Below are 24,211 nucleotides of genomic sequence, written 5' to 3'. Positions count from 1 at the left end.
CCTTATGAAACTCGCGATGAAACTGCGCACTCGGTTGTTCCTGAGTATCTCAGCGCTGATTACCGTCGCCCTGTTGGGTCTGATCCTGGGTCTGGTCAGCGTCATGCAAATGGCCAAGACCCAGGAGTCCCTGATTCGCAGCAACTTCGTCACGCTGGACCTGGGGCTCAAACTGCGCCAAAGCCTGGGCGACCAATTGCTCATGATGCTGGAACATCGCCCCGATCCGCAGGCATTGCAAAGCTCCAAGCAACGTTACTTCGACCTGCTTGACCAAGGCATCGCCCATGAGCAACGCGACGGTCATAGCCACGGTTTCAGCCAGGCGCGAACCCAATACCAGAACCTGCTGGACGCATTCGAGCAATCCCAGCAAGCGTCGCCACCACCGGGCAGCAAGGAAAAACTCACCGAAGCCTTCAATGCGCTGCGCAACGGGCTGATTGCCGAACATAAGCAGGCCCTGGAAAACATCAGCAACAGCGAGCATAAATCCCGCGCGCGCGCCTTGCTGATCGCCGGCTTGCTGGGGTTGGTGGGCCTTGCAGTGCTGATCATCGGATTTGTCACGGCCCATGGCATCGCCCGGCGATTTGGCGGGCCGATCGAAGCGCTGGCAAAAGCCGCGGACAAGATCGGCCAGGGTGATTTTGAAGTGACGCTACCGATCTCTTCGGCAGCGGAAATGAACCTGTTGACCCGTCGCTTCGGGCTTATGGCGGAGGCGGTGCGCCAGCATCAGGCAACCAATGTTGACGAACTGCTGGCCGGCCAGCAGCGCCTGCAAGCCGTGCTCGACAGCATCGACGATGGCCTGCTGATGATTGACCGCCAAGGCCGCCTGGAGCATCTCAACCCCGTTGCGCAACGCCAATTGGGCTGGGACGAGGAGCGCCTCGGCCAAGGCCTTGGCGAAGCGCTGGTGCGCCCGGAGCTGGATGAACAACTGCAACTGGTGTTGCGCGGCGGCAATCTGGAGCGCGCACCGGAAGACCTGGAAGTCGAAGTAGAGGGCGAGCTGCGCCTGCTGACCTACAGCCTCACACCCGTCAGCCATACCCAGGGACATATCCTTGGGGCGGTGATGGTGCTGCACGATGTCACCGAACAGCGCGCCTTCGAACGGGTACGCAGCGAATTCGTCTTGCGCGCCTCCCATGAACTGCGCACGCCGGTGACCGGCATGCATATGGCGTTCGGCCTGTTCCGTGAACGCGCGAAGTTCCCGCCGGAATCCCGTGAAGCGGACCTGCTGGATACGGTCAATGAAGAAATGCAGCGTCTGATGCAGTTGATCAACGACCTGCTCAACTTCTCGCGTTACCAGAATGGCCTGCAGAAACTCACCTTGGGCCCCTGCGACGTGACCGATCTGCTCGAACACGCCCGTGCGCGCTTTGTGGAGCCCGCCAATGCGCAACACATCGAACTGTTGGTAGAAGTCCAATCCGACCTGCCACGGCTATATGCCGACCAGGCGCAATTGGAACGGGTACTCGACAACCTGTTGGGCAATGCCCTGCGGCATACCGCCGACGGTGGGCAAATTCGCCTGCAGGCGCGACGTCATGGCGAACGGGTGATTATCAGCGTCGAAGACAACGGCGAAGGTATCGCTTATGGCCAACAGGGACGCATCTTCGAACCCTTTGTCCAGGTTGGCCGCAAGAAGGGCGGCGCCGGCCTGGGGCTGGCGCTGTGCAAGGAGATCGTGCAGTTGCATGGCGGCCGCATGGGGGTGTATTCACGGCCGGGGCAGGGCACTCAGTTCTATATGGCGCTGCCCTTGTAGGAACGAGCTTAACGCCGGTTCAGGGCACGCAAGATGGCAGCACTTTCGGCATCCGGCATGCCATCAAACAGCGATGGCCGGAACCGCATCTGGAACGCCGCGATCACATGGCGCGTGGCGACATCCAACTCACCCGTCTGAGGTGTCGGGTAACCAAGGAGCGCCAACTCTTCCTGGAACCAGGTAATGCTCGGCAATTCAGCGGCGTACTGCACCTGGAAGCGGGCCACGGCCTGGGCATCCGGCCACACACTCAGGCCTTCATCGGCAAGGCGCTTCCAGGGAAACAGCGGCCCCGGGTCGAGCTTGCGCAGGGGCGCAATATCGCTATGGCCGATGATGTTCCTGGGGTCGATGCCATTGCGCTTGCTGATGTCCTTGAGCAACACCACCAGCGATTTCACTTGGGCCTCGGAGTACGGGTACCACAAGCGGCCTGTGGGTGTGTCCTTGTAGCCGGGGTTTACGATCTCGATGCCGATGGAGCTGGAATTGAGCCAGGTACGCCCCATCCACTCGCTTTCGCCGGCATGCCAGGCACGCTGGCCTTCATCCACCAGCTTGTAGATGGTGGCGCCGGCGTCGTCACTGATCAGGTAATGCGCGCTGACCTGGCCGTGCGTCAACAGGGCCAGGGAACGTTCGAGATTGGTGGAGGTGTAGTGGACGACCACGAACTGCACGCGGTTGTCGTGGTTCGCCGAGGGGTGGCTGGTGTCCAGGCGCGGACCACTGGCGCAGCCGGCGAGCAGAAGAAATACAAAGGCGAAGTACAAGGATTTCATGACGGAAGACAGTACGCTGAGGACGATAATGCAACAGTGTAACGTACCGTTTGTGGCCCAGCGGGCAAATTACACAATCGAACATCTTTTACGCCGCCTGCACCTGATTACGCCCAGCCGCCTTTGCCCGATACAACGCCTCGTCGGCCCGCTTGAGTGCCAGCTCGCTGCGCTCAGTCGGCTGCAACTGCGCCACGCCCATGGACACGGTAATCGTCACCGGTTCGCCCTTGAAGTGGAATGGGCAGGCCGCAATCGCGGCACGCAGTACTTCACCCACTGCCAGGGCATCCGACAGGGATGAGTCGGGCATCAGTAACACAAACTCCTCACCGCCAAACCGCGCGATAAAGTCGTTTGGGCGCAGGCGCTTGCGCAGTACGTTGGCGATGATTTTCAGCACCTTGTCACCCGCCAGATGACCATAGCCATCGTTGATGCGCTTGAAGTGATCCAGGTCCAACATCGCGAGCGACAGGCTATTGCCACGCTGGTGCCAGCTATTGACCTCATGATCCAGGCGCTCGCTCCAGGCCGCGCGGTTAGGCAAGCCGGTGAGCGGATCGATCAGGGCCTTCTGGCGTTGCACCTCCAGGTGCTCACGGTAGCCCTGGGCTTCCTGCTCCATATTGGCGACCCGCTCGGCCAGGCCTTTCAAGCGCGCCGCCACTTCCTGCTCGCGCCGGTCACGTTGCTGCTGGTGCTCGTCCATGGTCCCGAGCAAACCCTCCAGATGGCTTTCGAGCACTTGCTTGAGGCTGTCCAGGTCCGCCGCTTCCTGGACGCTGCTTTGCAGACCGTCGACCTGTTCGCGAATCTGCGTGTCCAGCTCCCTGGCCGCAGAGCGGCTGTCGGCATGGCCGTCGCTGGCCACTTGCAGATGGCCCTGGAAGGCTTCGAGGCGTTCGTTGAGCTGTTTGAGGTAAGCCTCGAACTCGTGGTGGCCACTGTCGGTGATCGCCAGCATCAGCACCGCCAGGTCATCGAGGATCGGCAGCAATTCGTACCAATTCAACCCGTGGGCCAAGCGCTCGCGCATGGCTTCGGCCTGGGGCCGATGGCGCTCGGGCAAAGCCAGCTCTTCCAGCAGGCCGATCAGGGTGTCTTCGATGTGCTTGGCCACGGAGCTGTACGACGGCTCCGGTGAATCCGGCAAGGAATAGGGGCCATCCGATTGAAGTTCGTCGGGGTCCAGTTCTTCGGCGTCGAGAACCGGTGGGAGCGAGAGGCTGCCGATCACCGTCTCCTCCGGCGCCTCGACGGCAACCTGCGGCGTTTCGATAAAGGCGGCGAGAGCGCTTTCGGAGGTGGGCTCTTCCACCTGCGGCTCGGGCTCCCCGGGCTCGACAGGTGCCGAAGATACGTCGACAGGCGCAGCCACTGCGACCTTTTGAGCAGGCGCCTCGTACACAAACTTTTCACTGGCGACATCGGCAACCTTGGCGGGCGCTGCAGCTCCAGGCTGCGCGGCGACCGGCTCATCAGGCGGCGGTGAAAATGCCCGCAGCGCTTGCGTCAACTCGTCGGACTGTTCGGGCTCCTGAGGCTCGGCGGCAGGCTTGGGCGCGACAGGCGCAACAGGTGCCGGGGGCGGGCTGGGGACGGGCTCGCTGGTCGCGGCCTCGCTCGAAACGTCCTTGGCACCAAACAGGCGTTGCAACAAACCCGGCCCTGGGCGCACAGCTTCACCTTCCGGCTCCAGGTTATTCAGCGCCTGCCCTTGCAGGCTGCTCAACTCGCTAAGCAACAACGGGATCTCACGGGCCTGGCTGACGCGGCCATCCAACTGCTTGGCAAAGGTCTTTAGCGGACGAGCTACCTCACGAGGCAGCGGCAGCTTTTGCAACTGCGTAACCAGGGACGTCAGTGCGCTGCTCATCTGGTCGATCCGGGTTTCGCGGCGCTGCTCCGAATCCAGTACCGCCTTCTCCAGGCGCGGCAGCAAGGCGGCGAGGGCGGCGTCCATGTCGTCGGTACGCACAACGTCGCGCATTTCCTTCATGCATTGGTCAACCGCGCGGTCGGTCCCTTCCGCCGCCAGCGTACTGCGCACCAGCCCACGGCGCAGCAGGTCGAGGCGGGCAGCCCAACGGCGTTCGAGCTTTTCTTGTTGCTCGATACTTAACAGGTATTTTTCTTTCCAGCGCTGGGCGTCGTCGCTCATGCAAGGGGTCCGCGAGGGCCGGGGCTCAACGCGGGTAATGCATCAACCGTGAGCGAACCCGGCAGACGAATCTCTACCGCGACCGGCAGGTGATCGGAGATGGGCTGCGCCAGCACCTGCACACTCTCAAGCGTGAGGGTCGGACTGAGCAGGATATGGTCTAGACAGCGTTGCGGGCGCCAGCTGGGGAACGTGGCTTCGACTTGCGGCGCCAGTAACCCGAGGTCACGCAACGGGGAATTCAGCAGGAGGTCGTTCGCGTGGGTGTTCATGTCACCCATCAACACCTGATGCTTGTAGTTGCCAATCAGGTCGCGCACGTAGGCCAGCTGCAGGTTGCGCGTACGCCCTCCGAGCGCCAGGTGCATCATCACCACCACCAAGGCTTCAGGCCCTTCGCCAAAACGCACGAGAATCGCCCCGCGCCCCTTGGGGCCCGGCAACGGGTGATCTTCGATGGCCGTTGGCTTCAAGCGGCTGAGCACACCATTACTGTGCTGCGCCAGGCGCCCGAGGTTGCGATTGAGCTGCTGATACCAATAGGGGAAGGCCCCCAGATGCGCCAGGTGTTCGACCTGATTGATATAGCCGGAACGCATGCTGCCGCCGTCTGCTTCCTGCAGGGCGACCAAGTCGAAATCACTCAACAGGTCGCCGATCTTCTGCAGGTTACCGGCACGGCCGTTGTGGGGCAGCAAGTGCTGCCAGCCACGGGTGACGTAGTGCCGGTACTTCTCGGTACTGATGCCCACTTGGATATTGAAGCTGAGCAGGCGCAGACGGCTGTCCGCCGGCAAGCCTGTGGACTCCAGGTGATGTTCGTTAACCTGCGGTTCATGCAGGCCAACGACACGTTCGGTACCCCAGCGGCGCATGAGGAGCCCCTTACTTGGCTGCGCGTTCTTTGGCGATCAGCTGGTCGGCAACATTGAGGGTCGCTTCAGGACCACCGGTGGTGCCCAGGTCGAAACGGTACTTGCCGTTGACAATCATGGTCGGTACGCCTTGCACGCCGTACTTCTGCGCCAGTTCCTTAGCCTGTTTGATCTGGCCCTGGATGGCGAAGGAGTTGAAGGTGGCCAGGAACTTGTCCTTGTCGACGCCCTGGGTGGCAATGAAGTCAGCCATTTCGTCCGGCTTGGTCAGGCGCTTGCCTTGTTTCTGGATGGCGTCGAATACGGCGTTGTGGACCTTGTGCTCCACACCCATGGCTTCGAGGGTCAGGAACAGTTGGCCGTGGGCATCCCATGGGCCGCCGAACATGGCGGGGATGCGCTTGAAGTTCACGTCTTTAGGCAGCTTCTCGACCCAAGGGTTGATGACCGGCTCAAAAGCGTAGCAATGCGGGCAGCCGTACCAGAACAGCTCCACCACTTCGATCTTGCCCGGTACCGAAACCGGCACTGGGTTGGCCAATTCAACGTAGGTCTTACCGGCTTCAAGCGGCACATCGGCAGCTTGCGCGGTCATGCCGAAGAGGCTGGCAGTGACGAGAGCGGCGCTGAGAATCAGATTACGCATGCTTTACTCCTGGACAAATAAAGTCGCCTCACGCGACCTTTGTTGTGACAGGTCTACGCGGGCATGAGTTCGTTAGTGTAACGGCAGCGGCCACAAAAAAGGGCAGCCTAAGCCACCCTTTTTATGCTTGCATCGATGGATTAATCGAGCGTTAACGTTGCGTGCACCTTAGTGCAGGCCCTGGATGTAGCTGGAGACGGCTGCAATGTCCTCGTCACTCAGCTTGCGAGCGATGGTACGCATGATCATCGCATCACCATCGTTGGCCCGGCCGGCTTCTTCTTTACGGAAATCGGTCAACTGCTTGGCAACGTATTGGGCATGCTGGCCACCCAGGTGCGGGAAGCCCGCTGCTGCAATCCCTGCGCCATTTGGCGAGTGGCAGCCAATGCAGGCTGGGAGGCCCTTATCGAGGTCACCGCCGCGGAACAGTTTTTCGCCACGGGCCACCAGCTTCGGATCAGCAGCTCCCACACTGCCTTTCTGGCTGGCAAAATACGCCGCTATATCCGCCAGGTCCTGATCACTGAGGTTGGTCAGCAAGCCGGTCATTTCCAGGACCGTGCGCTTGCCATCCTTGATGTCGTGCATCTGCTTGGTCAGGTAACGTTCACCCTGGCCGGCCAGTTTGGGGAAGTTCGGCGCCGGGCTGTTACCATCCGGCCCATGGCAAGCACCACATACGGCGGCTTTCGCTTGGCCGGCAGTGGCAACACCTTTAGGGGGGCCCTCTGCAGCAAAGGCAACACCGGTGATGCCCAAGGTCAACAGCAGACTCACGATCAGTTTGTTCATCAGCTAATCCAACTACGGCTAAGGGTTTAAGAGTTATCTACCGGGTTTACTCACCATCAACTCAATGATGGCCTGGTAATCCTCGGTACTGCAGTCCATGCACAAACCACGCGGCGGCATTGCCTTGAAACCCTGGGTCACGTGTTGCACCAGCGTGTCCATGCCCTGCGCCAGTCTTGGCGCCCAGGCTGCCTGGTCACCCCGCTTCGGGGCATTCGGCAGTTGGCCAGCATGGCAAGCCACGCAAACTCGGTTGTACAGCGCTTCCGGATCCTGTGTAGCCTGAGCACCATAAAGCGGAATCAGGACACCGATAGCGAGCAACCATCTGGTCATACATCGACCTTTTCAGGGTTTGAGAGCGTTTTGCGTTCTAATGCGCAATAAAGGTCTATCGCTCCCGTGAACTTCATCCTTCGCTGGGACAAAGCACACACAAAATCTGCGGCATTATATACTGGCGCTACTGAAACGGAAACGACACCGCTTGCCGCACCCTTTTTCGGCACCGCCCACATCGGAAATCTCATGCAACTCAAGAACCCCATCCTCGGCCTGTGCCAACAGTCCACCTTCATGCTCAGCGCCGCCAAAGTTGACCAATGCCCCGATGACGAAGGCTTTGAAGTCGCCTTCGCCGGTCGCTCCAACGCCGGTAAATCCAGCGCACTGAACACCCTGACCCACGCCAGCCTGGCGCGCACCTCGAAAACCCCGGGTCGCACACAGTTACTCAACTTCTTCAAGCTAGACGATGATCGGCGTCTGGTCGACCTGCCAGGCTACGGTTATGCAAAAGTACCTATCCCGCTGAAGCTGCACTGGCAGCGTCACCTGGAGGCTTATCTGGGTGGCCGCGAGAGTTTGAAGGGGTTGATCCTGATGATGGACATCCGTCATCCAATGACCGACTTCGACCTGCTGATGCTCGATTGGGCTGTCGCCAGCGGCATGCCGATGCATATCCTGCTGACCAAGGCCGACAAGCTCACCTACGGCGCAGCCAAGAACACCCTTCTCAAAGTGCAGTCCGAAATCCGTAAGGGTTGGGGTGACACCATTACCATCCAGCTGTTCTCGGCGCCCAAGCGCATGGGCCTGGAAGATGCCTATACCGTGTTGGCCGGCTGGATGGAATTGGCTGACAAAGGTGCGGAACTCGCGGAATAACTTTTCTGCGGGCAAAAAAAACCCCGGACTTCGTATGGGGAGGGGAAGTTCGGGGTTCAAGTTCCGGACCGCTAGGGCGGGGTCCAGATATCTGCCAACACTTAACACAACATAGGAGCATTGAAGGGCTTCACCACCCATTCAGTAACTCTGAGTAGCAGTTCACAGGTTAAGTTCCGGCAGGTTCAAAAAACTATTGGAAATAACCGACGGCCGTTTCCGATCTAAAGCACTCCGCCACCCTGCGCGGTGGCGGTGAGGCCGCGAAATCAGTGCGCTTCGTCCCAGTTGTTGCCTACGCCAACGTCCACCACCAACGGCACATCCAACTGCGCGGCCGCACTCATGTGCTCGCGAATCTTCTCGCTGACCTCTGCCACCAGATCCTCACGCACTTCCAGCACCAATTCATCGTGCACCTGCAGGATCACCTTGGCATCCAGGCCCGACTCGGTCAGCCAGTTATCCACCAATACCATGGCTTTCTTGATGATATCCGCCGCCGTGCCCTGCATCGGCGCGTTGATCGCCGTGCGTTCTGCGGCCGCACGCTCCTGGGGCTTGTTGGAGTTGATATCCGGCAAATACAGCCGACGCCCGAAAAAGGTTTCCACGTAGCCTTGATCGGCAGCCTGGGCGCGGGTGCGCTCCATGTACTCGCGAACTCCTGGGTAGCGGGCGAAGTACACATCGATATAAGCCTTTGCGGTCTTGGTATCGACACCGATGTCCTTGCCGAGCTTCTGCGCCCCCATGCCGTAGATCAGGCCAAAGTTGATCGCCTTGGCACTGCGACGCTGATCGGACGTGACCTCAGCCAATTCAACCTTGAATACCTCGGCCGCCGTGGCGGTATGCACGTCCAGGTCATTGCGAAACGCATTCATCAGCCCCTCGTCCTTGGACAGGTGCGCCATGATCCGCAGTTCGATCTGCGAATAGTCCGCCGCCAGCAGTTTGTAGCCCTTAGGCGCCACAAATGCCTGGCGAATGCGCCGCCCTTCAGCGGTACGCACCGGGATGTTCTGCAAGTTCGGGTCGCTGGAAGACAGCCGCCCGGTCGCCGCCACCGCCTGATGGTAAGAGGTGTGAACACGCCCGGTACGCGGGTTGATCTGCTCCGGCAAGCGGTCGGTGTAAGTGCTTTTGAGCTTGCTCATGCTGCGGTACTGCATCAGTACCTTGGGCAGCGGATAGTCATCTTCGGCCAGTTTGGCCAGCACTTCTTCAGCCGTGGACGCTTGCCCCTTGCCAGTCTTCTTCAGTACCGGCATCCCCAATTTCTCGTAGAGAATCGCCCCGAGCTGCTTGGGCGAACCCAGATTGAATTCTTCGCCGGCGATCTCGAACGCCTGGCGCTCCAGTTCAACCATCTTGTTACCCAACTCGATGCTCTGGACACCGAGCAGCTGCGCATCCACCAGGGCGCCTTGGCGCTCGATACGCGCCAGCACCGGTACCAGGGGGATTTCGATGTCTGTCAGCACACTCGCCAGGCTCGGTATGGCCGCAAGCTGTGCGTGCAATGCCTGATGCAGGCGCAACGTCACGTCTGCATCTTCGGCGGCATAAGGGCCAGCCTGTTCGAGCGGGATCTGGTCGAACGTCAGCTGCTTGGCGCCTTTGCCGGCGATGTCCTGAAAGCTGACGGTGTCGTAGTCCAGGTACTTCTTGGCCAGGCTGTCCATGTCATGGCGGGTCGCGGTGGAATTCAACACGTAGGATTCAAGCATGGTGTCGAAAGCAATGCCGCGCACGCTGATGCCATTCGCCGGGTCGCCGCCGATGGCGCAGTTGGCCAGGATATTCATGTCGAACTTGGCGTGCTGGCCGACCTTGAGCTTGCTCGGATCTTCCAGCAATGGCTTCAGGGCCAGCAACACGGTATCGCGATCCAACTGCTGCGGCGCACCGATGTAGGAATGGGTCAGCGGGATGTAGGCCGCTTCATGGGGCTGCACGGCGAAGGACACCCCCACCAGTTGCGCCTGTTGAGCGTCGATCCCGGTGGTTTCGGTGTCGAAGGCGAACAACGTCGCGTCGTTGAGCTTCTTCAGCCAGGCCTCGAATGTGGCTTGGTCGAGGATGGTGGTATAGGCCGTCTCTGCCAGTACAGCAGGCTCAGCCTCAACAGTCTCTTCGGCAACAGGCGCGGCCTTGAGCTCCACCCGCTTGGCATCGCGCTGGATCTCATCGAACCAGCTCTTGAACTCCAGCAGGGTGTAAAGCTCCAGCAACTTTTCACGATCCGGTTCAATCAGGTGCAAATCGTCCAGACCAATGTCCAGCGGCACATCGATCTTGATCGTCGCCAACTGATAGGAAAGGAATGCCATCTCCTTATGCTCTTCCAGCTTCGCCGGCAGCGTCTTGGCGCCCCGGATCGGCAGGGTCGGCACAATGTCCAACTGCTCATAAAGCTCTTTGAGGCCGCCATTCACGCCCACCAGCAAGCCGGAAGCGGTCTTCGGACCAATACCCGGAACGCCCGGGATGTTGTCGGACGAATCGCCCATCAACGCCAGATAGTCGATGATCTGCTCCGGAGCGACGCCAAATTTCTCCTTTACGCCCTCAATGCCCATCGAGCTACCGGTCATGGTGTTGACCAGGGTAATGTGCCCGTCGACCAACTGCGCCATGTCCTTATCGCCGGTGGAGATCACCACCGGACGGTCAGCGGCCGCGCTGCTGCGGGCCAGGGTGCCGATCACGTCATCGGCCTCGACGCCTTCGACGCATAGCAATGGGAAGCCCAAGGCGATCACGCTTTGGTGCAGGGGTTCGATTTGAACGCGCATGTCATCGGGCATGCTTGGGCGGTTGGCCTTATATTCGGCGTACATGTCATCGCGAAACGTCCCACCCTTGGCGTCGAACACCACCGCGAACGGGCTGTCCGGGTACTGCTTGCGCAGGCTTTTGAGCATGTTCAACACGCCCTTGACCGCACCGGTCGGCAGGCCTTTGGAGGTGGTCAGCGGTGGCAGCGCATGGAACGCGCGGTACAGGTAAGACGAACCGTCCACCAGGACGAGGGGTGCTTGGCTCATGAGCAGGATCAACCTTTTCGGCGGGTCAGGCGCTAGAATAGCCGGACCAATGAAAACAAAGGGACAAGGTTATCATGCGTACATTCAATCGCCTGCTGTTGACCGGCCTGATTGCACTCGCTCCGATGGTTGCCATCGCAGCAGACAGTGCCCCTTCGGGTGATCCGGAAGTTACCATTCGCACGGAAGGCGACCGGACAATCCAGGAGTACCGTCAAAACGGCTTCCTGTATGCAATCAAGGTGACCGTAAAAGGCGCGCCGCCGTATTTCCTGGTGCGCGCGGACGGAACCGACGCGAACTTCATCCGCTCTGACCAGCCGGATATGCTGATCCCGTCATGGAAGATCTTCGAATGGAAATGATTTCTTAACTTCAATTGGCGCCGCCCACTGCGGCGCCCGTACTGGCAGTTTTAACCATGTCTGTGTTCACCCCCCTGGCTCGGCCCGAGCTGGAAACCTTTCTCGCCCCCTACGGGCTCGGCCGCCTGCTTGACTTCCAGGGGATTGCCGCTGGTAGCGAAAACACCAATTTCTTTATCAGCCTGGAACAGGGCGAGTACGTCCTGACCCTGGTTGAACGCGGCCCCGTGCAGGAAATGCCATTCTTCATCGAACTGCTCGACGTGCTCCACGACGCCGACCTGCCGGTGCCCTACGCGCTGCGCACCACCGATGGCGTGGCCCTGCGCGAATTGGCCGGCAAACCAGCACTGCTGCAACCACGCCTGGCCGGCAAGCACATCAAGGACGCCAACGCACAGCATTGCGCCCAGGTCGGCGACCTGCTCGGCCATCTGCACTTGGCGACGCAAGGCGAGAAAGTGCTGGAGCGCAAGACCGATCGCGGGCTGGACTGGATGCTCAGCGAAGGTGCGCAGCTGATTTCGCACTTGAACGATGCACAGCAAAGCCTGCTGCACGCTGCATTGACTGAAATCGACGCCCATAAGGCCGAGATCCTCGCCCTGCCGCGCGCCAACGTGCATGCCGACCTGTTCCGCGACAATGCAATGTTCGAAGGCACCCACCTGACCGGCCTGATCGACTTCTACAACGCCTGCTCCGGCCCGATGCTGTACGACGTGGCGATCGCCCTGAATGACTGGTGTTCGGACGCCGATGGCGTGATTGATGGGCCGCGCGCCCGAGCACTGCTGGGGGCCTACGCCGGCCTGCGGCCGTTCACGGCCAAGGAGGCCGAGCTATGGCCGACCATGTTGCGGGTGGCGTGCGTGCGGTTCTGGCTGTCGCGCCTGATCGCTGCAGAGTCGTTTGCCGGGCAGGATGTGTTGATCCACGATCCCGCCGAGTTCGAGCATCGGTTGGTACAGCGCCAGCAGGTCACAATCCAACTGCCGTTCGCGCTCTAAAAATGTGGGAGGCGGCAAGCCCCCTCCCACATTTGATCCCCGATCTGCTTAGAGCGACTCCAGGCACCCGGCCAGGTCGTTGCCTAATTTCTCCAGCACCTGCTCGTAACCTTGGGCTGTCGCCGGGGTATAGCCGCCCAATGCATCCAGTTCCGCCAACTTCACCGGCAGTCCGGCCACCAGCGTCTCGGCCAGGCGCGGGCGCAACGGCGGTTCACTGAACACGCAGGTCTTGCCGACTTCCTGCAAACGCGTACGCATCGCCGCCACGTGCTGGGCGCCAGGCTGCACTTCGGCAGCAACGCTGAACACGCCGGTGTGCTTGAGCCCGTAAGCAGCTTCGAAGTAATCAAAGGCTTCGTGGAACACGAAGTAAGGTTTGTCACCGATGCTCGCCATACGTTTTTTCAGGCGCGCATCCAGCGCATCCAGGCGCTCGTCGAAAGCCTTCGCGTTGCTCTGGTAACGCGCGGCATTGCTCGGGTCGGCAGCGCTGAGGTCAGACGCCATGCGCGCGGCGATCACGCGAGCGTTGACCGTCGACAACCACAAGTGTGCATCCAGGCTGCCAGGGCGGTGATCGTGATCATGTTCGTCGGCATCATCGGCGTGGGAATGGCTATCTTCGGCGAAACGGCGCAGTTTCATCCCCGCAAGGTCTTGAACCGCTATCGTCGGAGCCGTACGACCTTTGAGCACGCGAGGCAGGAAGCCCTCCATGTCCGGCCCGATCCAATACAGCAGATCGACCGACTGCACGCGCCGTACGTCGGACGGACGCAACGCGAAGTTATGCGGCGATGCACCCGGCGGCAGCAATACCTCCGGAACCGCCACACCGTCCTGCACGGCGGCGGCAATCAACTGCAATGGCTTGATGCTCGTGAGCACCTTGACCTCGGCCTGAGCGGCGCCAGCGATGAACAAACTGGTGACAAATACGACAAAAACGGGAAAAAGTCGGGACACGATGACCACTCAATGACGTAGGAACGGGTAACATAATAACGTCTCTATCAAATATCTGTCGCCGCTCATGCCTATAACACCACTTGCCAGCCGTCCACACGACCACTCTCACTGCGTGCATACCGCGCTGTCGGAGGCCGACACCCTGTGCGCACAGAAGGGCTTGCGCCTGACTGCTCTGCGCCGCCGGGTGCTGGAACTGGTCTGGCAGAGCCACAAGCCGCTGGGCGCCTACGACATCCTGGGTGTGCTCAGCGAGCAGGACGGCCGCCGCGCCGCGCCGCCGACCGTGTATCGCGCGCTGGATTTCCTGCTGGAAAACGGCCTGGTGCACCGTATTGCCTCGCTCAACGCCTTTGTCGGCTGCAACCACCCGGAACACGCGCATCAGGGCCAGTTCCTGATCTGCCGCGAGTGCCACGCCGCCATCGAACTTGAACAAAAAAGCATCAGCGACGCCATCATCAAGAGCGCCGCCGACGTGGGCTTCCGGGTCGAAGGGCAAACGGTCGAAGTGGTCGGCCTGTGCTCGGGCTGCCAGGGGGCTTGATGAGCAACGCGTTAATCCGCCTGGAGCAGGTCGGCGTCACGTTTGCCGGGCAAAACGTGCTGGATAACATCGCCTTGAGCGTCGAGCCGGGACAGATCGTCACCCTGATCGGCCCCAATGGCGCGGGCAAGACCACCCTGGTGCGTGCCGTACTCGGCCTGCTCAAGCCCGACACCGGCAGCGTGTGGCGCAAGCCCAAGCTGCGCGTGGGCTACATGCCACAAAAGCTGCATGTGGATCCGACCTTGCCCTTATCGGTGCTGCGTTTTTTGCGCCTGGTGCCTGGTGTGGACCGCGGCCGCGCACAGGCCGCGCTCAAGGAAGTCGGTGCCGAACAGGTCATCGACAGCCCGGTGCAAAGCATCTCCGGCGGCGAAATGCAGCGCGTGCTGCTGGCCCGCGCCCTGCTGCGCGAGCCCGAGTTGCTGGTGCTGGATGAACCCGTGCAGGGCGTCGACGTCGCCGGCCAGGCCGAGCTGTACAGCCTGATCACCCGCCTGCGCGACCGCCATGGCTGCGGCGTGCTGATGGTCTCCCATGATTTGCACCTGGTGATGAGCACCACCGACCAGGTGGTATGCCTCAACCGCCACGTGTGCTGCTCCGGCCACCCGGAACAAGTCAGCAACGACCCCGCGTTCGTCGAACTGTTCGGCAAGAACGCCCAGAGCCTGGCGATCTATCACCACCATCACGACCACGCCCATGACCTGCATGGCGCTGTCGTTGACGATCCCGCGACGCCCCACACCCACAAGCATGGAGATAACTGCAAGCATGGCTGATTTTCTGCTTTACGCCCTGCTGGCAGGCTTGGCTCTGGCGCTGGTGGCGGGCCCACTGGGCTCGTTCGTGGTCTGGCGGCGCATGGCGTACTTTGGCGACACCTTGTCCCACGCCGCGCTGCTGGGCGTGGCCATGGGCTTCCTGCTGGATGTGAGCCCGACCATCGCCGTGACCGTGGGCTGTCTGCTGCTGGCGGTGCTGCTGGTGACCCTGCAACAGCGCCAGCCACTGGCCTCGGATACCCTGCTGGGCATCCTGGCGCCGAGCACGCTGTCCCTGGGCCTGGTGGTGCTGAGCTTTATGCATGAAGTGCGCATCGACCTGATGGCCTATCTGTTCGGCGATCTGCTGGCGATCAGCCCCACCGACCTTGCCTGGATTCTCGGCGGCAGCGCTGCAGTATTGGTGCTGCTGGTAGCCCTGTGGCGTCCGCTGCTGGCAATCACGGTGCATGAAGAACTGGCCAGGGTCGAAGGTTTGCCCGTACCAGCGTTGCGCATGGCCCTGATGCTGCTGATTGCCGTGGTGATCGCTGTCGCGATGAAGATTGTCGGCGTATTGTTGATCACGTCGCTGCTGATCATTCCCGCTGCCGCCGCCCAGCGCCACGCCCGCTCACCGGAGCAGATGGCGATCGGTGCCAGCCTGTTGGGGATGCTGGCAGTGTGCGGGGGCCTGGCGTTGTCGTGGTTCAAGGACACCCCGGCCGGACCGTCGATTGTAGTCACGGCGGCCGCCCTGTTTCTGCTGAGTTTTGTCCTGCCCCGTCGAGGGGTGTAGACTTGCTCGCTTTTTGCGCAAATAGAGAGTCGCAGGAATGAAGCTGTTCACCTCCCGTTATCTGCTCCTTGCCGCGTTTTCCCTGCTGCTGGGCGCCTGTCAAAGCACACCGCCCGCCGCCCCAGAGGCCCCGGATCCGCGTGCTGCGGCCATCGCGCAGCTGGAGCAAAACCTGGCCAGCAGTGAGCTGGCCACCGCCGAAGACCAACTTGCCGCGCTGCAGGCCCAGTCGCCCAATGACCCGACGCTGGAACCCTACCAACGTCAATTGGCCGAGGCTTACCTGCAGCGCAGCCAGATCGTGCTGCAAAAAGGCGACGTAAACGCCGCTGCCACCGCCCTGAGCCGAGCCCGCGCACTGATGCCCAAGGCGCCAGCGCTGACCGGTGGCGTGAACAGCGCCATCACCCACGCCCGCAAGGCGGAATTGGATAAGGCCGAAGAGGCCCTCAAAGCCGCCGAAGCCAAGCCCGCAGCCAAGGTCATCGACCCGGCGGCGCCGAGCACGACCGTGGCGCTGAACCTCACCGACATCGAAGAACTGCGCCATCAACTGGATGCGATCGCCACCGACGTGGTGAATTACCAGTGTGATGTGACGATCCAGGCGCCGCGCACCCAGGACTACCCATGGCTGGCCACGTTGCTGACCAAACGGGTGAAGCGTATTGATTCGGGATATGACCTGAAGATTCACCGGCAGATTCTGAAGCATATTCCGGCGCAGGTTGTGCTGATTCCGCGCAAGGCGGAATAACGCATCGGGGGCTTGCCCCCCGATGGTGATCTAACCAACGACCAAAAAATCAGGCCGGAATCGCCTTAGCCTTCGGCTCACGATCCCAAACCCGATGCTGTGCAATCGCGGCAAAAAACGCCTTGAACGCTTTCGCATCCGAACCAACGATCAACCCCGCATCCGTCTCCAGCTTCAGCAGATCCAGCAGTGGCTTCACATCACTGGCAACTGCAATCGCCTTCAGGTGTTTGTAGGCTTCCAGAACGTAATGCAACGCCACGCCATCGCCGCTCAGTGCTTTCACCGACTCTTTTCCGCCCGGGATAAACACGGCGTCAAAGGCAATGGACGGCATGCCTTCCATCGACGCATCCACCGGCAGGCTCTTGCCATCCGCCGTCGTCACCGGCGCCGAGGTCGGCCCCAGCAACTTCGCATGGGCACCTTCTGCCTCCAGCGCTTTTTTCAGCGCATCGATCACCGCGCCATCGACACCGTTGGCCGTGAGAATCGCGACTTTACGCGTCTTGATATCACCCGACAGCAAGTTCACCTGGCTCAACGCTGGCGACTCTTTCAGCGAAGTCTCACGCGGCGGCACCGTGCCTTTGGTCGGCGCCGGCAAACCTAGGTTCTGCGCAACGCGCCTGGCCAGTTCCAGATCGATATTAGCCAAGATCTCGTTGACCTGACGCGCACGGATAAACTCGCGCTCCACCTTGCCCAACTCGAAGCTGTAGGCCGCGATGATGTGCTCTTTCTCGTGGTGGCTCATGCTGTGGAAAAACAGCGCGGCTTGCGAGAAATGGTCGCCAAACGACTCACTGCGCTCACGGACCTTGTTGGCGTCTACACGCTCGTAATAAGTTTCGAAACCGCCATCCTGGGCAGCCGGCGGCGTTTCTTTTGGCCAACCGCCATCAATCGAATTCGGCTCGTACGCAGCACGGCCCTTGTCGATCACGGTGCGATGCTGTGCGTCGCGCTGGCCATTGTGGAAAGGCGCTACAGGCCGGTTGATCGGCAGCTCATGGAAGTTCGGGCCGCCGAGACGGCTGATCTGTGTATCCGTGTAGGAAAACAGACGACCTTGCAGCAGAGGGTCGTTGGTGAAGTCGATGCCCGGCACGATATGGCCCGGGCAAAACGCGACCTGCTCGACTTCGGCAAAGAAGTTATCCGGGTTGCGGTTCAGCACCATCTTGCCCAGCGGCGTGATCGGTACCAGTTCCTCGGGGATGATCTTGGTGGGGTCGAGCAGGTCAAAGTCGAACTTATGCTCGTCTTCTTCCGCAACGATCTGCACACCCAATTCCCACTCAGGGTAGTCGCCGCTTTCAATCGCTTCCCACAGGTCACGACGGTGGTAATCGGTATCTTTACCGGCAAGCTTTTGCGCTTCGTCCCACACCAGGGAGCAGGTGCCGACCTTCGGGTGCCAATGAAACTTCACAAAGCTCGACTTACCTTCGGTATTGATCAAGCGGAAGGTGTGAATGCCAAAACCCTGCATGGCCCGCAGGCTTTTTGGAATGGCACGGTCAGACATCGCCCAGATCACCATGTGCGCCGATTCCGGTTGCAACGAAACAAAATCCCAGAACGTATCGTGGGCCGAGCCGCCGGTAGGAATTTCGTTGTGCGGCTCAGGTTTTACCGCATGCACGAAATCGGGAAACTTGATCGCATCCTGAATGAAAAACACCGGCATGTTGTTGCCGACCAGATCGAAGTTGCCTTCGTCGGTGAAGAACTTCACCGCGAAACCGCGCACGTCACGCACCGTATCGCCGGAACCACGCGGGCCCTGCACAGTGGAAAATCGTACGAAGACTGGGGTTTTATGACCTGGATCGCGCAGGAAACCGGCCTTGCTCAGCGCGGAATGGTTTTCATAGGTCTGGAAATAGCCATGGGCGCCCGTGCCGCGGGCATGCACGATGCGCTCGGGGATACGCTCATGGTCAAAGTGCGTGATTTTTTCACGCATGATGAAGTCTTCTAGCAGCGAGGGGCCGCGGGCGCCGACTTTCAAGGTGTTCTGGTTGTCGGAAATCTTCACGCCTTGGTTGGTACGCAGGGCCTGGCCGGTCGCATCGGAACGGAATTCTTCCAGGGCCTGCAGCTTGGCGTTGGTGTTGCCACGGTCCAGGGTATCGGTGCCCGCGAGCTCACTCTTCGACGGGGTGGCTGGCTTCTTGGTACTCATCAGTCAAAACTCCTTATTCAAAGTGGCCAGAGCGGTCCCCGGCTCGTTTGAGCAAAACCCCAGGCACGGCACCTGGGAAATTGAGTTGCTTAAGTAGTGACTGACACCGTTTTGCACCGTTCCTTTTTTATGACCTTTGATCGCGTTATTGCCAAATCACTGGTTGAATGCGAAATAAATGCTAAGAAACGCTATACGGACAGGCTAAAATGCGCGCCCGGCTAACCGCTGATCCCTTTTCCATGCGCCCCACAAGGTTCGCTACGTGATCGAGTTTCAAAACGTCCATAAAACCTACCGCGTCGCCGGTAAGGATATTCCCGCGCTGCACCCCACCAGCCTGCGTGTCGAAAACGGCCAGGTGTTTGGCCTGATTGGCCACTCAGGTGCAGGTAAAAGCACCCTGCTGCGCCTGATCAACCGCCTGGAAGAGCCCAGTGGCGGTCAGATCACGGTGGACGGCGAAGAAGTCACCTCCTTGGATGCCAACGGCCTGCGCCGTTTCCGTCAGCAGGTCGGGATGATCTTCCAGCACTTCAACCTGCTGGCGTCCAAGACCGTTGCCGACAATGTGGCGCTGCCACTGACCCTGGCCGGCGAATTGTCGCGCAAGGAGATCGATCAACGCGTCGCCGAGCTACTCGCCCGCGTCGGCCTGTCGGACCACGCCAGGAAGTACCCGGCGCAGTTGTCTGGCGGCCAGAAGCAACGCGTCGGCATCGCCCGCGCCCTGGCGACCAAGCCGAAAATCCTGCTGTGCGACGAAGCCACCAGCGCCCTCGACCCGCAAACCACCGCCTCGGTCCTGCAATTGCTGGCCGAGATCAATCGCGAGTTGAAACTGACCATCGTGCTGATCACCCATGAAATGGACGTGATTCGCCGCGTATGCGACCAGGTAGCCGTGATGGACGCCGGCGTGATCGTCGAGCAAGGCTCGGTAGCCGACGTGTTCCTGCATCCCAAGCACCCGACCACCAAACGCTTTGTACAAGAAGCCGAGCAGGTCGACGAAGGCGAACAGCACGACGATTTCGCCCATGTACCCGGTCGAATCGTGCGCCTGACGTTCCAAGGTGAAGCGACCTACGCGCCATTGCTGGGTACCGTCGCCCGCGAAACAGGAGTGGACTACAGCATCCTCGCCGGCCGCATCGACCGCATCAAAGACATCCCCTACGGGCAACTGACCCTGGCGGTCACCGGTGGTGACATGGAAGCGGCCTTTGCCCGCTTTACCGCCGCAGACGTCCACATGGAGGTGCTGCGCTAATGGAAGTGTTCCTGAGCTTCTTCGCCAATATCGACTGGTCCGAAATCTGGCTCGCCACCGGCGACACCATGATCATGCTGTTCGGTTCACTGTTCTTCACCGTGGTATTGGGCCTGCCCTTGGGCGTGCTGCTGTTCCTGACCAGCCCACGCCAGCTGTTCGAGCAAAAAGGCCTGTACGCACTGCTGTCGCTGGTCGTGAACATCCTGCGCTCGCTGCCGTTCATCATCCTGCTGATCGTGATGATCCCGTTCACCGTGCTGATCACCGGCACCTCGCTGGGCGTAGCGGGGGCGATCCCGCCGCTGGTCGTAGGTGCCACGCCATTCTTCGCGCGTCTGGTGGAAACCGCCTTGCGTGAAGTGGACCGCGGCATCATCGAAGCCACCCAGTCCATGGGCGCCAGCACCCGCCAGATCATCATTAACGCGCTGCTGCCCGAAGCACGCCCTGGCATCTTCGCGGCGATCACGGTGACGGCGATTACACTGGTGTCCTACACGGCAATGGCCGGTGTCGTCGGTGCCGGCGGCCTGGGTGACCTGGCGATCCGTTTCGGTTACCAGCGCTTCCAGACCGATGTGATGGTGGTCACTGTGGTGATGCTGTTGATCCTGGTGCAAATTCTGCAAACCGTCGGCGACAAGCTGGTGGTGCATTTTTCTCGAAAATAACGGCCATTGCCGGTGCAAAAGCCGGCACATGCCCGAACAAGGAGCTTGTTGGATGAAAAAACTACTGGTTGCTTTCGCCGCCGTTGCCGCGTTTTCCGCCCACGCCGAGACCATCACGGTCGCCGCCTCGCCGGTGCCCCACGCGGAAATCCTGGAATTCGTGAAGCCTGCGCTTGCCAAAGAAGGCGTGGACCTGCAGGTCAAAGTGTTCACTGACTACGTACAGCCAAACGTGCAAGTGTCGGAAAAGCGCCTGGACGCCAACTTCTTCCAGCACCAGCCGTACCTGGATGAGTTCAACAAGGCCAAGGGCACTCACCTGGTGAGCGTCGGCGCGGTGCACCTGGAGCCCCTGGGCGCTTACTCCAGCAAGTACAAGAAGCTGGAGGAACTGCCAAGCGGCGCCAACGTGGTGATCCCGAACGACGCCACCAACGGCGGCCGTGCGCTGCTGCTGCTGGCCAAACACAACCTGATCACCCTGAAGGACCCGACCAACATCCTGTCGACCATCAAGGACATCACCGAAAACCCGAAAAACCTGAAATTCCGCGAACTCGAAGCCGCCACCCTGCCGCGCGTGCTGACCCAGGTCGACCTGGCGCTGATCAACACCAACTACGCGCTGGAAGCCAAACTGGACCCTTCCAAGGACGCCCTGGTGATCGAAGGCAATGACTCGCCTTACGTGAACATCCTGGTGAGCCGCGAAGACAACAAGGATTCGGACGCGATGAAGAAGCTGATTGCAGCCCTGCACACTCCTGAAGTGAAGCAATTCATCCAAGAGAAGTACAAAGGCGCGATCCTGCCGGCGTTCTGATCCAGCTCGATCTCCAACACTCTGGAGATCAAAAAATGTGGGAGGGGGCTTGCCCCCGATTGCGGAGTAGCAGTCGCTGCATGAGCTGACTGATCTGCCGCCATCGGGGGCAAGCCCCCTCCCACATGTGTTTTGTGTTGCCTGTTACTTGCGCTGCAACAGCCCCGGCAGTTGCGCTACCAGCTTCTGATTGTTCAACGGCGCACGGATAAACCCGCGCTGGGTACCATCCGGGCCGATCAGCGCGAGGTTGCCGCTGTGGTCGACGGTGTAGTTGGGCTTGCTGGTGTCTGCCGGGATGAACGGGATGCTCACGGCATTCGAGACCTTCTGCACATCCTCCACGTTCGCGCCGGTGAGGCCTTCGAATTGCGGGTCGAAATAGCCCAGGTACTGTTTGAGCTGGGTCGGCGTGTCGCGGTTCGGGTCGACGCTGACCAGGATCACTTGAAACTTGTCCACAGCCTCTTTAGGCAACTCGCTCTTGATCTGGCGCAGTTGGGCGAGGGTAGTCGGGCAGATGTCGGGGCAGAAGGTGTAGCCGAAGAACAGCAGGCTCCACTTGCCTTTCAACTCGTTGACCAGCACCGGCTGGCCGTCCTGGTTGGTCATGCTCACCGGTGGCAACTGACGGCTTTGCGGCAGCAGGATGATGCCGGCGTCGATCAACGCGGTAGGGTCGCCCTGGCCTTTGCCCGAGAGCACTTTGTTGACGGTCAGGCCCATGATCAACGCGACGATGGCCACCAGGATAAAGACGGTTTTTTGAGTTCGAGTCATAGGTTCAACAGTAAGTAGTGGTCTACGAGCAGGGCGATAAACAGCAGGAACAGGTACCAGATAGAGTACTTGAAGGTGTTGATCGCCGCGTGCGGCTGAGCGCCACGGTACAGCACCCAGGCCCATTGCAGAAAGCGTCCGCCCAAAACCAGCGCACACGCCAGGTAGAGCAGGCCGCTCATATGGATCACATAGGGCATGAGGCTCACCGCCAACAGGGCGAAGGTGTAGAGCAGGATATGCACCTTGGTGTAGTGCTCGCCATGGGTGACCGGCAGCATCGGGATGTCGGCCTTGGCGTATTCCTCCTTGCGGTGAATGGCCAGCGCCCAGAAGTGCGGCGGGGTCCAGGCGAAGATGATCAGCACCAATAACAAGGGTTCGGCGCTGACGTGGCCGGTGACGGCGACCCAGCCCAACAGCGGCGGCGCGGCACCGGCCAAGCCGCCAATAACAATATTTTGTGGCGTCGCGCGCTTGAGAAAGCCGGTGTAGATCACCGCGTAACCCAACAGCGAAGCCAGCGTCAGCCATGCCGCCAGGGGATTGGTGAACGCCAGCAACAAGGCCAATCCTGCAACGGCTAGAAACAAAGCAAAGGCCAGCGCCGCCATCGGCGATACACGGCCCTGCGCCAACGGTCGCTTATGGGTGCGGGCCATCACCGCATCAATCCGCCGGTCCACTACATGGTTCACCGCCGCCGCGCCACCAGCACACAGGGCTATCCCCAGGTTGCCGAAAATCAGCACCGCCCACGGCACGCCGGCGCGGGTCGCGAGGAACATGCCGACCAAGGAGGTGATGAGCATCAACACCACCACTTTCGGCTTGGTCAGCTCCAGGTAATCGCGCCAGATCGCCTGGCTGTGGCGCGCGCCGATCAAGGTCGCCATGGCATCTCTCCTTTAAGGGTGATGAGGCCCGATACGTGTTTGCGCGGGCTGAAGCGCCAGCCGAAGGGCAGTTGGTGACGTACCCGGACCAGACTGGTGCGGGCGTGGTAATTGACCAGCACCAGGCTCAATAACAGCGCCGCGCCGCCGGCGTTATGGCCGACCGCAACCGGCAGCGGCAGGTGGAAATACACGTTGCTCAGGCCCAGGCTGATTTGGGCCGCCAGGGCAATCAACAGCAGGCCCGCGAGCCGAGTCATACCGACCACGCGCAGCTGCCAGGCCAAGCCCGCAAGCACCACGGTGACCAGCACCGCACCGATGCGGTGGGTCAGGTGGATGGCGGTGCGCGCATCGCTGTCGAGTTGGCCGCCAAGGTAATTGGGCCCGATGTGCTGGGTCAGGTGAAAGCCGTTGGCGAAGTCCGCCGCAGGCCACCACTGGCCGTGGCAAGTGGGCAAATCGATACAGGCCACCGCCGCGTAGTTGGAACTGACCCAGCCGCCCAAGGCAATCTGGCCGATCACCAGCACCAGACCCGCCGTGGCCCAATATTGCAGGCGCTTGGGCACGATCAAGGCGGGCAGCACGCCGGACAAGCGCAGGGTCAGCAGGAACAACAGGCTCAAGGTCGCAAAGCCGCCCAACAAATGCCCCGTCACCACCTGGGGCCATAGCTTCAAGGTCACCGTCCACATGCCAAACGCCGCCTGGGCGAATACCACCATCAGCACAAACAACGGCAGTTTCACCGGCTGGCCCGGATCATGCCGATGGCTCCACGAACGCGCCGCCAACAGCACAATCAACAGGCCCAGGGTGCCGGCAAAGTAGCGATGGGTCATCTCGGCCCAGCCCTTGTCAGCCTCCACTGGCGTATCGGGAAAATGCAATTCGGCATGGGCCAACTGGGCCTCGCTTTGCGGCACGCTGATAAAGCCGTAGCAGCCCGGCCAGTCCGGGCAACCAAGGCCGGCATGGGTCAGGCGGGTGTAGGCGCCGAGCAGCACGACGATCAGCGCCAGCAGGGTGGCAAACAACGCGAGGCGAAATCCAGGTTTGGCCATGACGATGCCC

The 24,211-nt window shown here is 60.7% G+C and carries 23 protein-coding genes; 11 read left to right on the top strand and 12 right to left on the bottom strand.

The genetic code is table 11. The annotated features are described in order from the left end of the window. The first annotated feature begins 4 nt into the window (after positions 1 to 4). Positions 5 to 1,792 (top strand): KinB sensor domain-containing domain, encoded by a 1,788-nt coding sequence (locus tag AB1462_RS27270; RefSeq protein WP_090401253.1) that lies wholly within the window; start codon positions 5 to 7, stop codon positions 1,790 to 1,792. Between the two features lie 8 nt (positions 1,793 to 1,800). Here the strand turns inward: AB1462_RS27270 and AB1462_RS27265 are convergent, their stop codons facing one another. From AB1462_RS27265 to AB1462_RS27240, 6 genes are all read right to left on the bottom strand, one after another. Continuing rightward, positions 1,801 to 2,577 carry an N-acetylmuramoyl-L-alanine amidase gene (locus AB1462_RS27265; RefSeq protein ID WP_259194656.1) on the bottom strand — a complete coding sequence of 259 codons (777 nt, stop codon included), beginning with the start codon at positions 2,575 to 2,577 and terminating at the stop codon, positions 1,801 to 1,803. 88 nt (positions 2,578 to 2,665) lie between these two features. Then, on the bottom strand, positions 2,666 to 4,741 hold the full coding sequence (locus tag AB1462_RS27260; protein ID WP_367248457.1) for a GGDEF domain-containing protein: 2,076 nt from the start codon (positions 4,739 to 4,741) through the stop codon (positions 2,666 to 2,668). Beyond that, positions 4,738 to 5,616 (bottom strand): endonuclease/exonuclease/phosphatase family protein, encoded by an 879-nt coding sequence (locus AB1462_RS27255; protein ID WP_367248455.1) that lies wholly within the window; start codon positions 5,614 to 5,616, stop codon positions 4,738 to 4,740. The genes AB1462_RS27260 and AB1462_RS27255 overlap by 4 nt, the downstream gene beginning before the upstream one ends. 10 nt (positions 5,617 to 5,626) lie before the next feature. Continuing rightward, a complete protein-coding gene (gene dsbA, locus AB1462_RS27250) occupies positions 5,627 to 6,262 on the bottom strand; it encodes a thiol:disulfide interchange protein DsbA (protein WP_027608027.1) in 636 nt (211 codons plus the stop codon). 168 nt (positions 6,263 to 6,430) lie between these two features. Further along, a complete protein-coding gene (locus tag AB1462_RS27245; RefSeq protein ID WP_090401257.1) occupies positions 6,431 to 7,057 on the bottom strand; it encodes a cytochrome c4 in 627 nt (208 codons plus the stop codon). A 33-nt stretch (positions 7,058 to 7,090) separates the two neighbouring features. Next, a complete protein-coding gene (locus AB1462_RS27240; RefSeq protein WP_090401258.1) occupies positions 7,091 to 7,393 on the bottom strand; it encodes a c-type cytochrome in 303 nt (100 codons plus the stop codon). Between the two features lie 192 nt (positions 7,394 to 7,585). Between AB1462_RS27240 and yihA the strand changes: the two genes are divergently transcribed. Next, positions 7,586 to 8,227, top strand: coding sequence for a ribosome biogenesis GTP-binding protein YihA/YsxC (gene yihA, locus AB1462_RS27235; protein WP_027608030.1), 642 nt, complete (start codon positions 7,586 to 7,588; stop codon positions 8,225 to 8,227). 269 nt (positions 8,228 to 8,496) lie between these two features. Here the strand turns inward: yihA and polA are convergent, their stop codons facing one another. Beyond that, positions 8,497 to 11,280 (bottom strand): DNA polymerase I, encoded by a 2,784-nt coding sequence (gene polA, locus AB1462_RS27230; protein WP_367248453.1) that lies wholly within the window; start codon positions 11,278 to 11,280, stop codon positions 8,497 to 8,499. 74 nt (positions 11,281 to 11,354) lie between these two features. On the opposite strand from polA, the gene AB1462_RS27225 reads away from it, so the two are divergent. Both AB1462_RS27225 and AB1462_RS27220 read left to right on the top strand, forming a co-directional pair. Beyond that, positions 11,355 to 11,645, top strand: a complete 291-nt coding sequence (locus AB1462_RS27225) for a DUF2782 domain-containing protein (RefSeq protein WP_090401260.1) — start codon at positions 11,355 to 11,357, stop codon at positions 11,643 to 11,645. A gap of 56 nt (positions 11,646 to 11,701) precedes the next feature. Then, the gene (locus tag AB1462_RS27220; RefSeq protein ID WP_090401261.1) at positions 11,702 to 12,655 is read left to right on the top strand and encodes a homoserine kinase; all 954 of its coding nucleotides are present in this window, start codon (positions 11,702 to 11,704) and stop codon (positions 12,653 to 12,655) included. Between the two features lie 48 nt (positions 12,656 to 12,703). On the opposite strand, the gene AB1462_RS27215 is transcribed toward AB1462_RS27220, so the two are convergent. Then, positions 12,704 to 13,633 carry a zinc ABC transporter substrate-binding protein gene (locus tag AB1462_RS27215; protein WP_367248451.1) on the bottom strand — a complete coding sequence of 310 codons (930 nt, stop codon included), beginning with the start codon at positions 13,631 to 13,633 and terminating at the stop codon, positions 12,704 to 12,706. 58 nt (positions 13,634 to 13,691) lie between these two features. Here AB1462_RS27215 and zur point away from each other — a divergent pair, with 58 nt between their 5' ends. The 4 genes from zur to AB1462_RS27195 are packed head-to-tail and all read left to right on the top strand — an operon-like array spanning position 13,692 to position 16,497. Next, positions 13,692 to 14,174: a zinc uptake transcriptional repressor Zur gene (gene zur / locus AB1462_RS27210; RefSeq protein ID WP_090401263.1), complete on the top strand. Its 483-nt coding sequence runs from the start codon at positions 13,692 to 13,694 to the stop codon at positions 14,172 to 14,174. After that, positions 14,174 to 14,959, top strand: a complete 786-nt coding sequence (gene znuC / locus AB1462_RS27205) for a zinc ABC transporter ATP-binding protein ZnuC (RefSeq protein WP_315338787.1) — start codon at positions 14,174 to 14,176, stop codon at positions 14,957 to 14,959. The genes zur and znuC overlap by 1 nt, the downstream gene beginning before the upstream one ends. Further along, entirely contained in the window at positions 14,952 to 15,740 is a 789-nt protein-coding gene (gene znuB / locus AB1462_RS27200; protein WP_027608036.1) for a zinc ABC transporter permease subunit ZnuB, read from the top strand. The genes znuC and znuB overlap by 8 nt, the downstream gene beginning before the upstream one ends. A 37-nt stretch (positions 15,741 to 15,777) precedes the next feature. Further along, positions 15,778 to 16,497 carry a PA5502 family lipoprotein gene (locus tag AB1462_RS27195; protein WP_090401265.1) on the top strand — a complete coding sequence of 240 codons (720 nt, stop codon included), beginning with the start codon at positions 15,778 to 15,780 and terminating at the stop codon, positions 16,495 to 16,497. A gap of 49 nt (positions 16,498 to 16,546) precedes the next feature. On the opposite strand, the gene katE is transcribed toward AB1462_RS27195, so the two are convergent. Further along, positions 16,547 to 18,688 carry a catalase HPII gene (katE, locus tag AB1462_RS27190; RefSeq protein WP_367248450.1) on the bottom strand — a complete coding sequence of 714 codons (2,142 nt, stop codon included), beginning with the start codon at positions 18,686 to 18,688 and terminating at the stop codon, positions 16,547 to 16,549. Between the two features lie 265 nt (positions 18,689 to 18,953). On the opposite strand from katE, the gene AB1462_RS27185 reads away from it, so the two are divergent. Genes AB1462_RS27185 through AB1462_RS27175 form a run of 3 tightly spaced genes read left to right on the top strand, consistent with a single transcriptional unit; the run spans position 18,954 to position 21,458 of the window. Beyond that, positions 18,954 to 19,961 carry a methionine ABC transporter ATP-binding protein gene (locus tag AB1462_RS27185; RefSeq protein WP_090401267.1) on the top strand — a complete coding sequence of 336 codons (1,008 nt, stop codon included), beginning with the start codon at positions 18,954 to 18,956 and terminating at the stop codon, positions 19,959 to 19,961. Continuing rightward, positions 19,961 to 20,635: a methionine ABC transporter permease gene (locus AB1462_RS27180; protein WP_090401268.1), complete on the top strand. Its 675-nt coding sequence runs from the start codon at positions 19,961 to 19,963 to the stop codon at positions 20,633 to 20,635. Before AB1462_RS27185 ends, AB1462_RS27180 begins: the two co-directional genes overlap by 1 nt. A gap of 52 nt (positions 20,636 to 20,687) precedes the next feature. Further along, positions 20,688 to 21,458, top strand: coding sequence for a MetQ/NlpA family ABC transporter substrate-binding protein (locus tag AB1462_RS27175; RefSeq protein ID WP_090401269.1), 771 nt, complete (start codon positions 20,688 to 20,690; stop codon positions 21,456 to 21,458). A 144-nt stretch (positions 21,459 to 21,602) separates the two neighbouring features. Here the strand turns inward: AB1462_RS27175 and AB1462_RS27170 are convergent, their stop codons facing one another. Genes AB1462_RS27170 through AB1462_RS27160 form a run of 3 tightly spaced genes read right to left on the bottom strand, consistent with a single transcriptional unit; the run spans position 21,603 to position 24,201 of the window. After that, a complete protein-coding gene (locus AB1462_RS27170) occupies positions 21,603 to 22,238 on the bottom strand; it encodes an SCO family protein (protein ID WP_090401270.1) in 636 nt (211 codons plus the stop codon). Then, positions 22,235 to 23,134, bottom strand: a complete 900-nt coding sequence (gene cyoE, locus AB1462_RS27165; protein WP_090401271.1) for a heme o synthase — start codon at positions 23,132 to 23,134, stop codon at positions 22,235 to 22,237. The genes AB1462_RS27170 and cyoE overlap by 4 nt, the downstream gene beginning before the upstream one ends. After that, positions 23,122 to 24,201 (bottom strand): heme A synthase, encoded by a 1,080-nt coding sequence (locus AB1462_RS27160; RefSeq protein WP_090401272.1) that lies wholly within the window; start codon positions 24,199 to 24,201, stop codon positions 23,122 to 23,124. The genes cyoE and AB1462_RS27160 overlap by 13 nt, the downstream gene beginning before the upstream one ends. Positions 24,202 to 24,211: the final 10 nt, after the last annotated feature.

Source organism: Pseudomonas sp. SB113 (assembly GCF_040754745.1).
GTDB classification, from domain to species: domain Bacteria; phylum Pseudomonadota; class Gammaproteobacteria; order Pseudomonadales; family Pseudomonadaceae; genus Aquipseudomonas; species Aquipseudomonas grimontii.
Note: the sequence above shows the minus strand (reverse complement) of the source record. Positions and strands in the feature narration are given on the sequence as shown.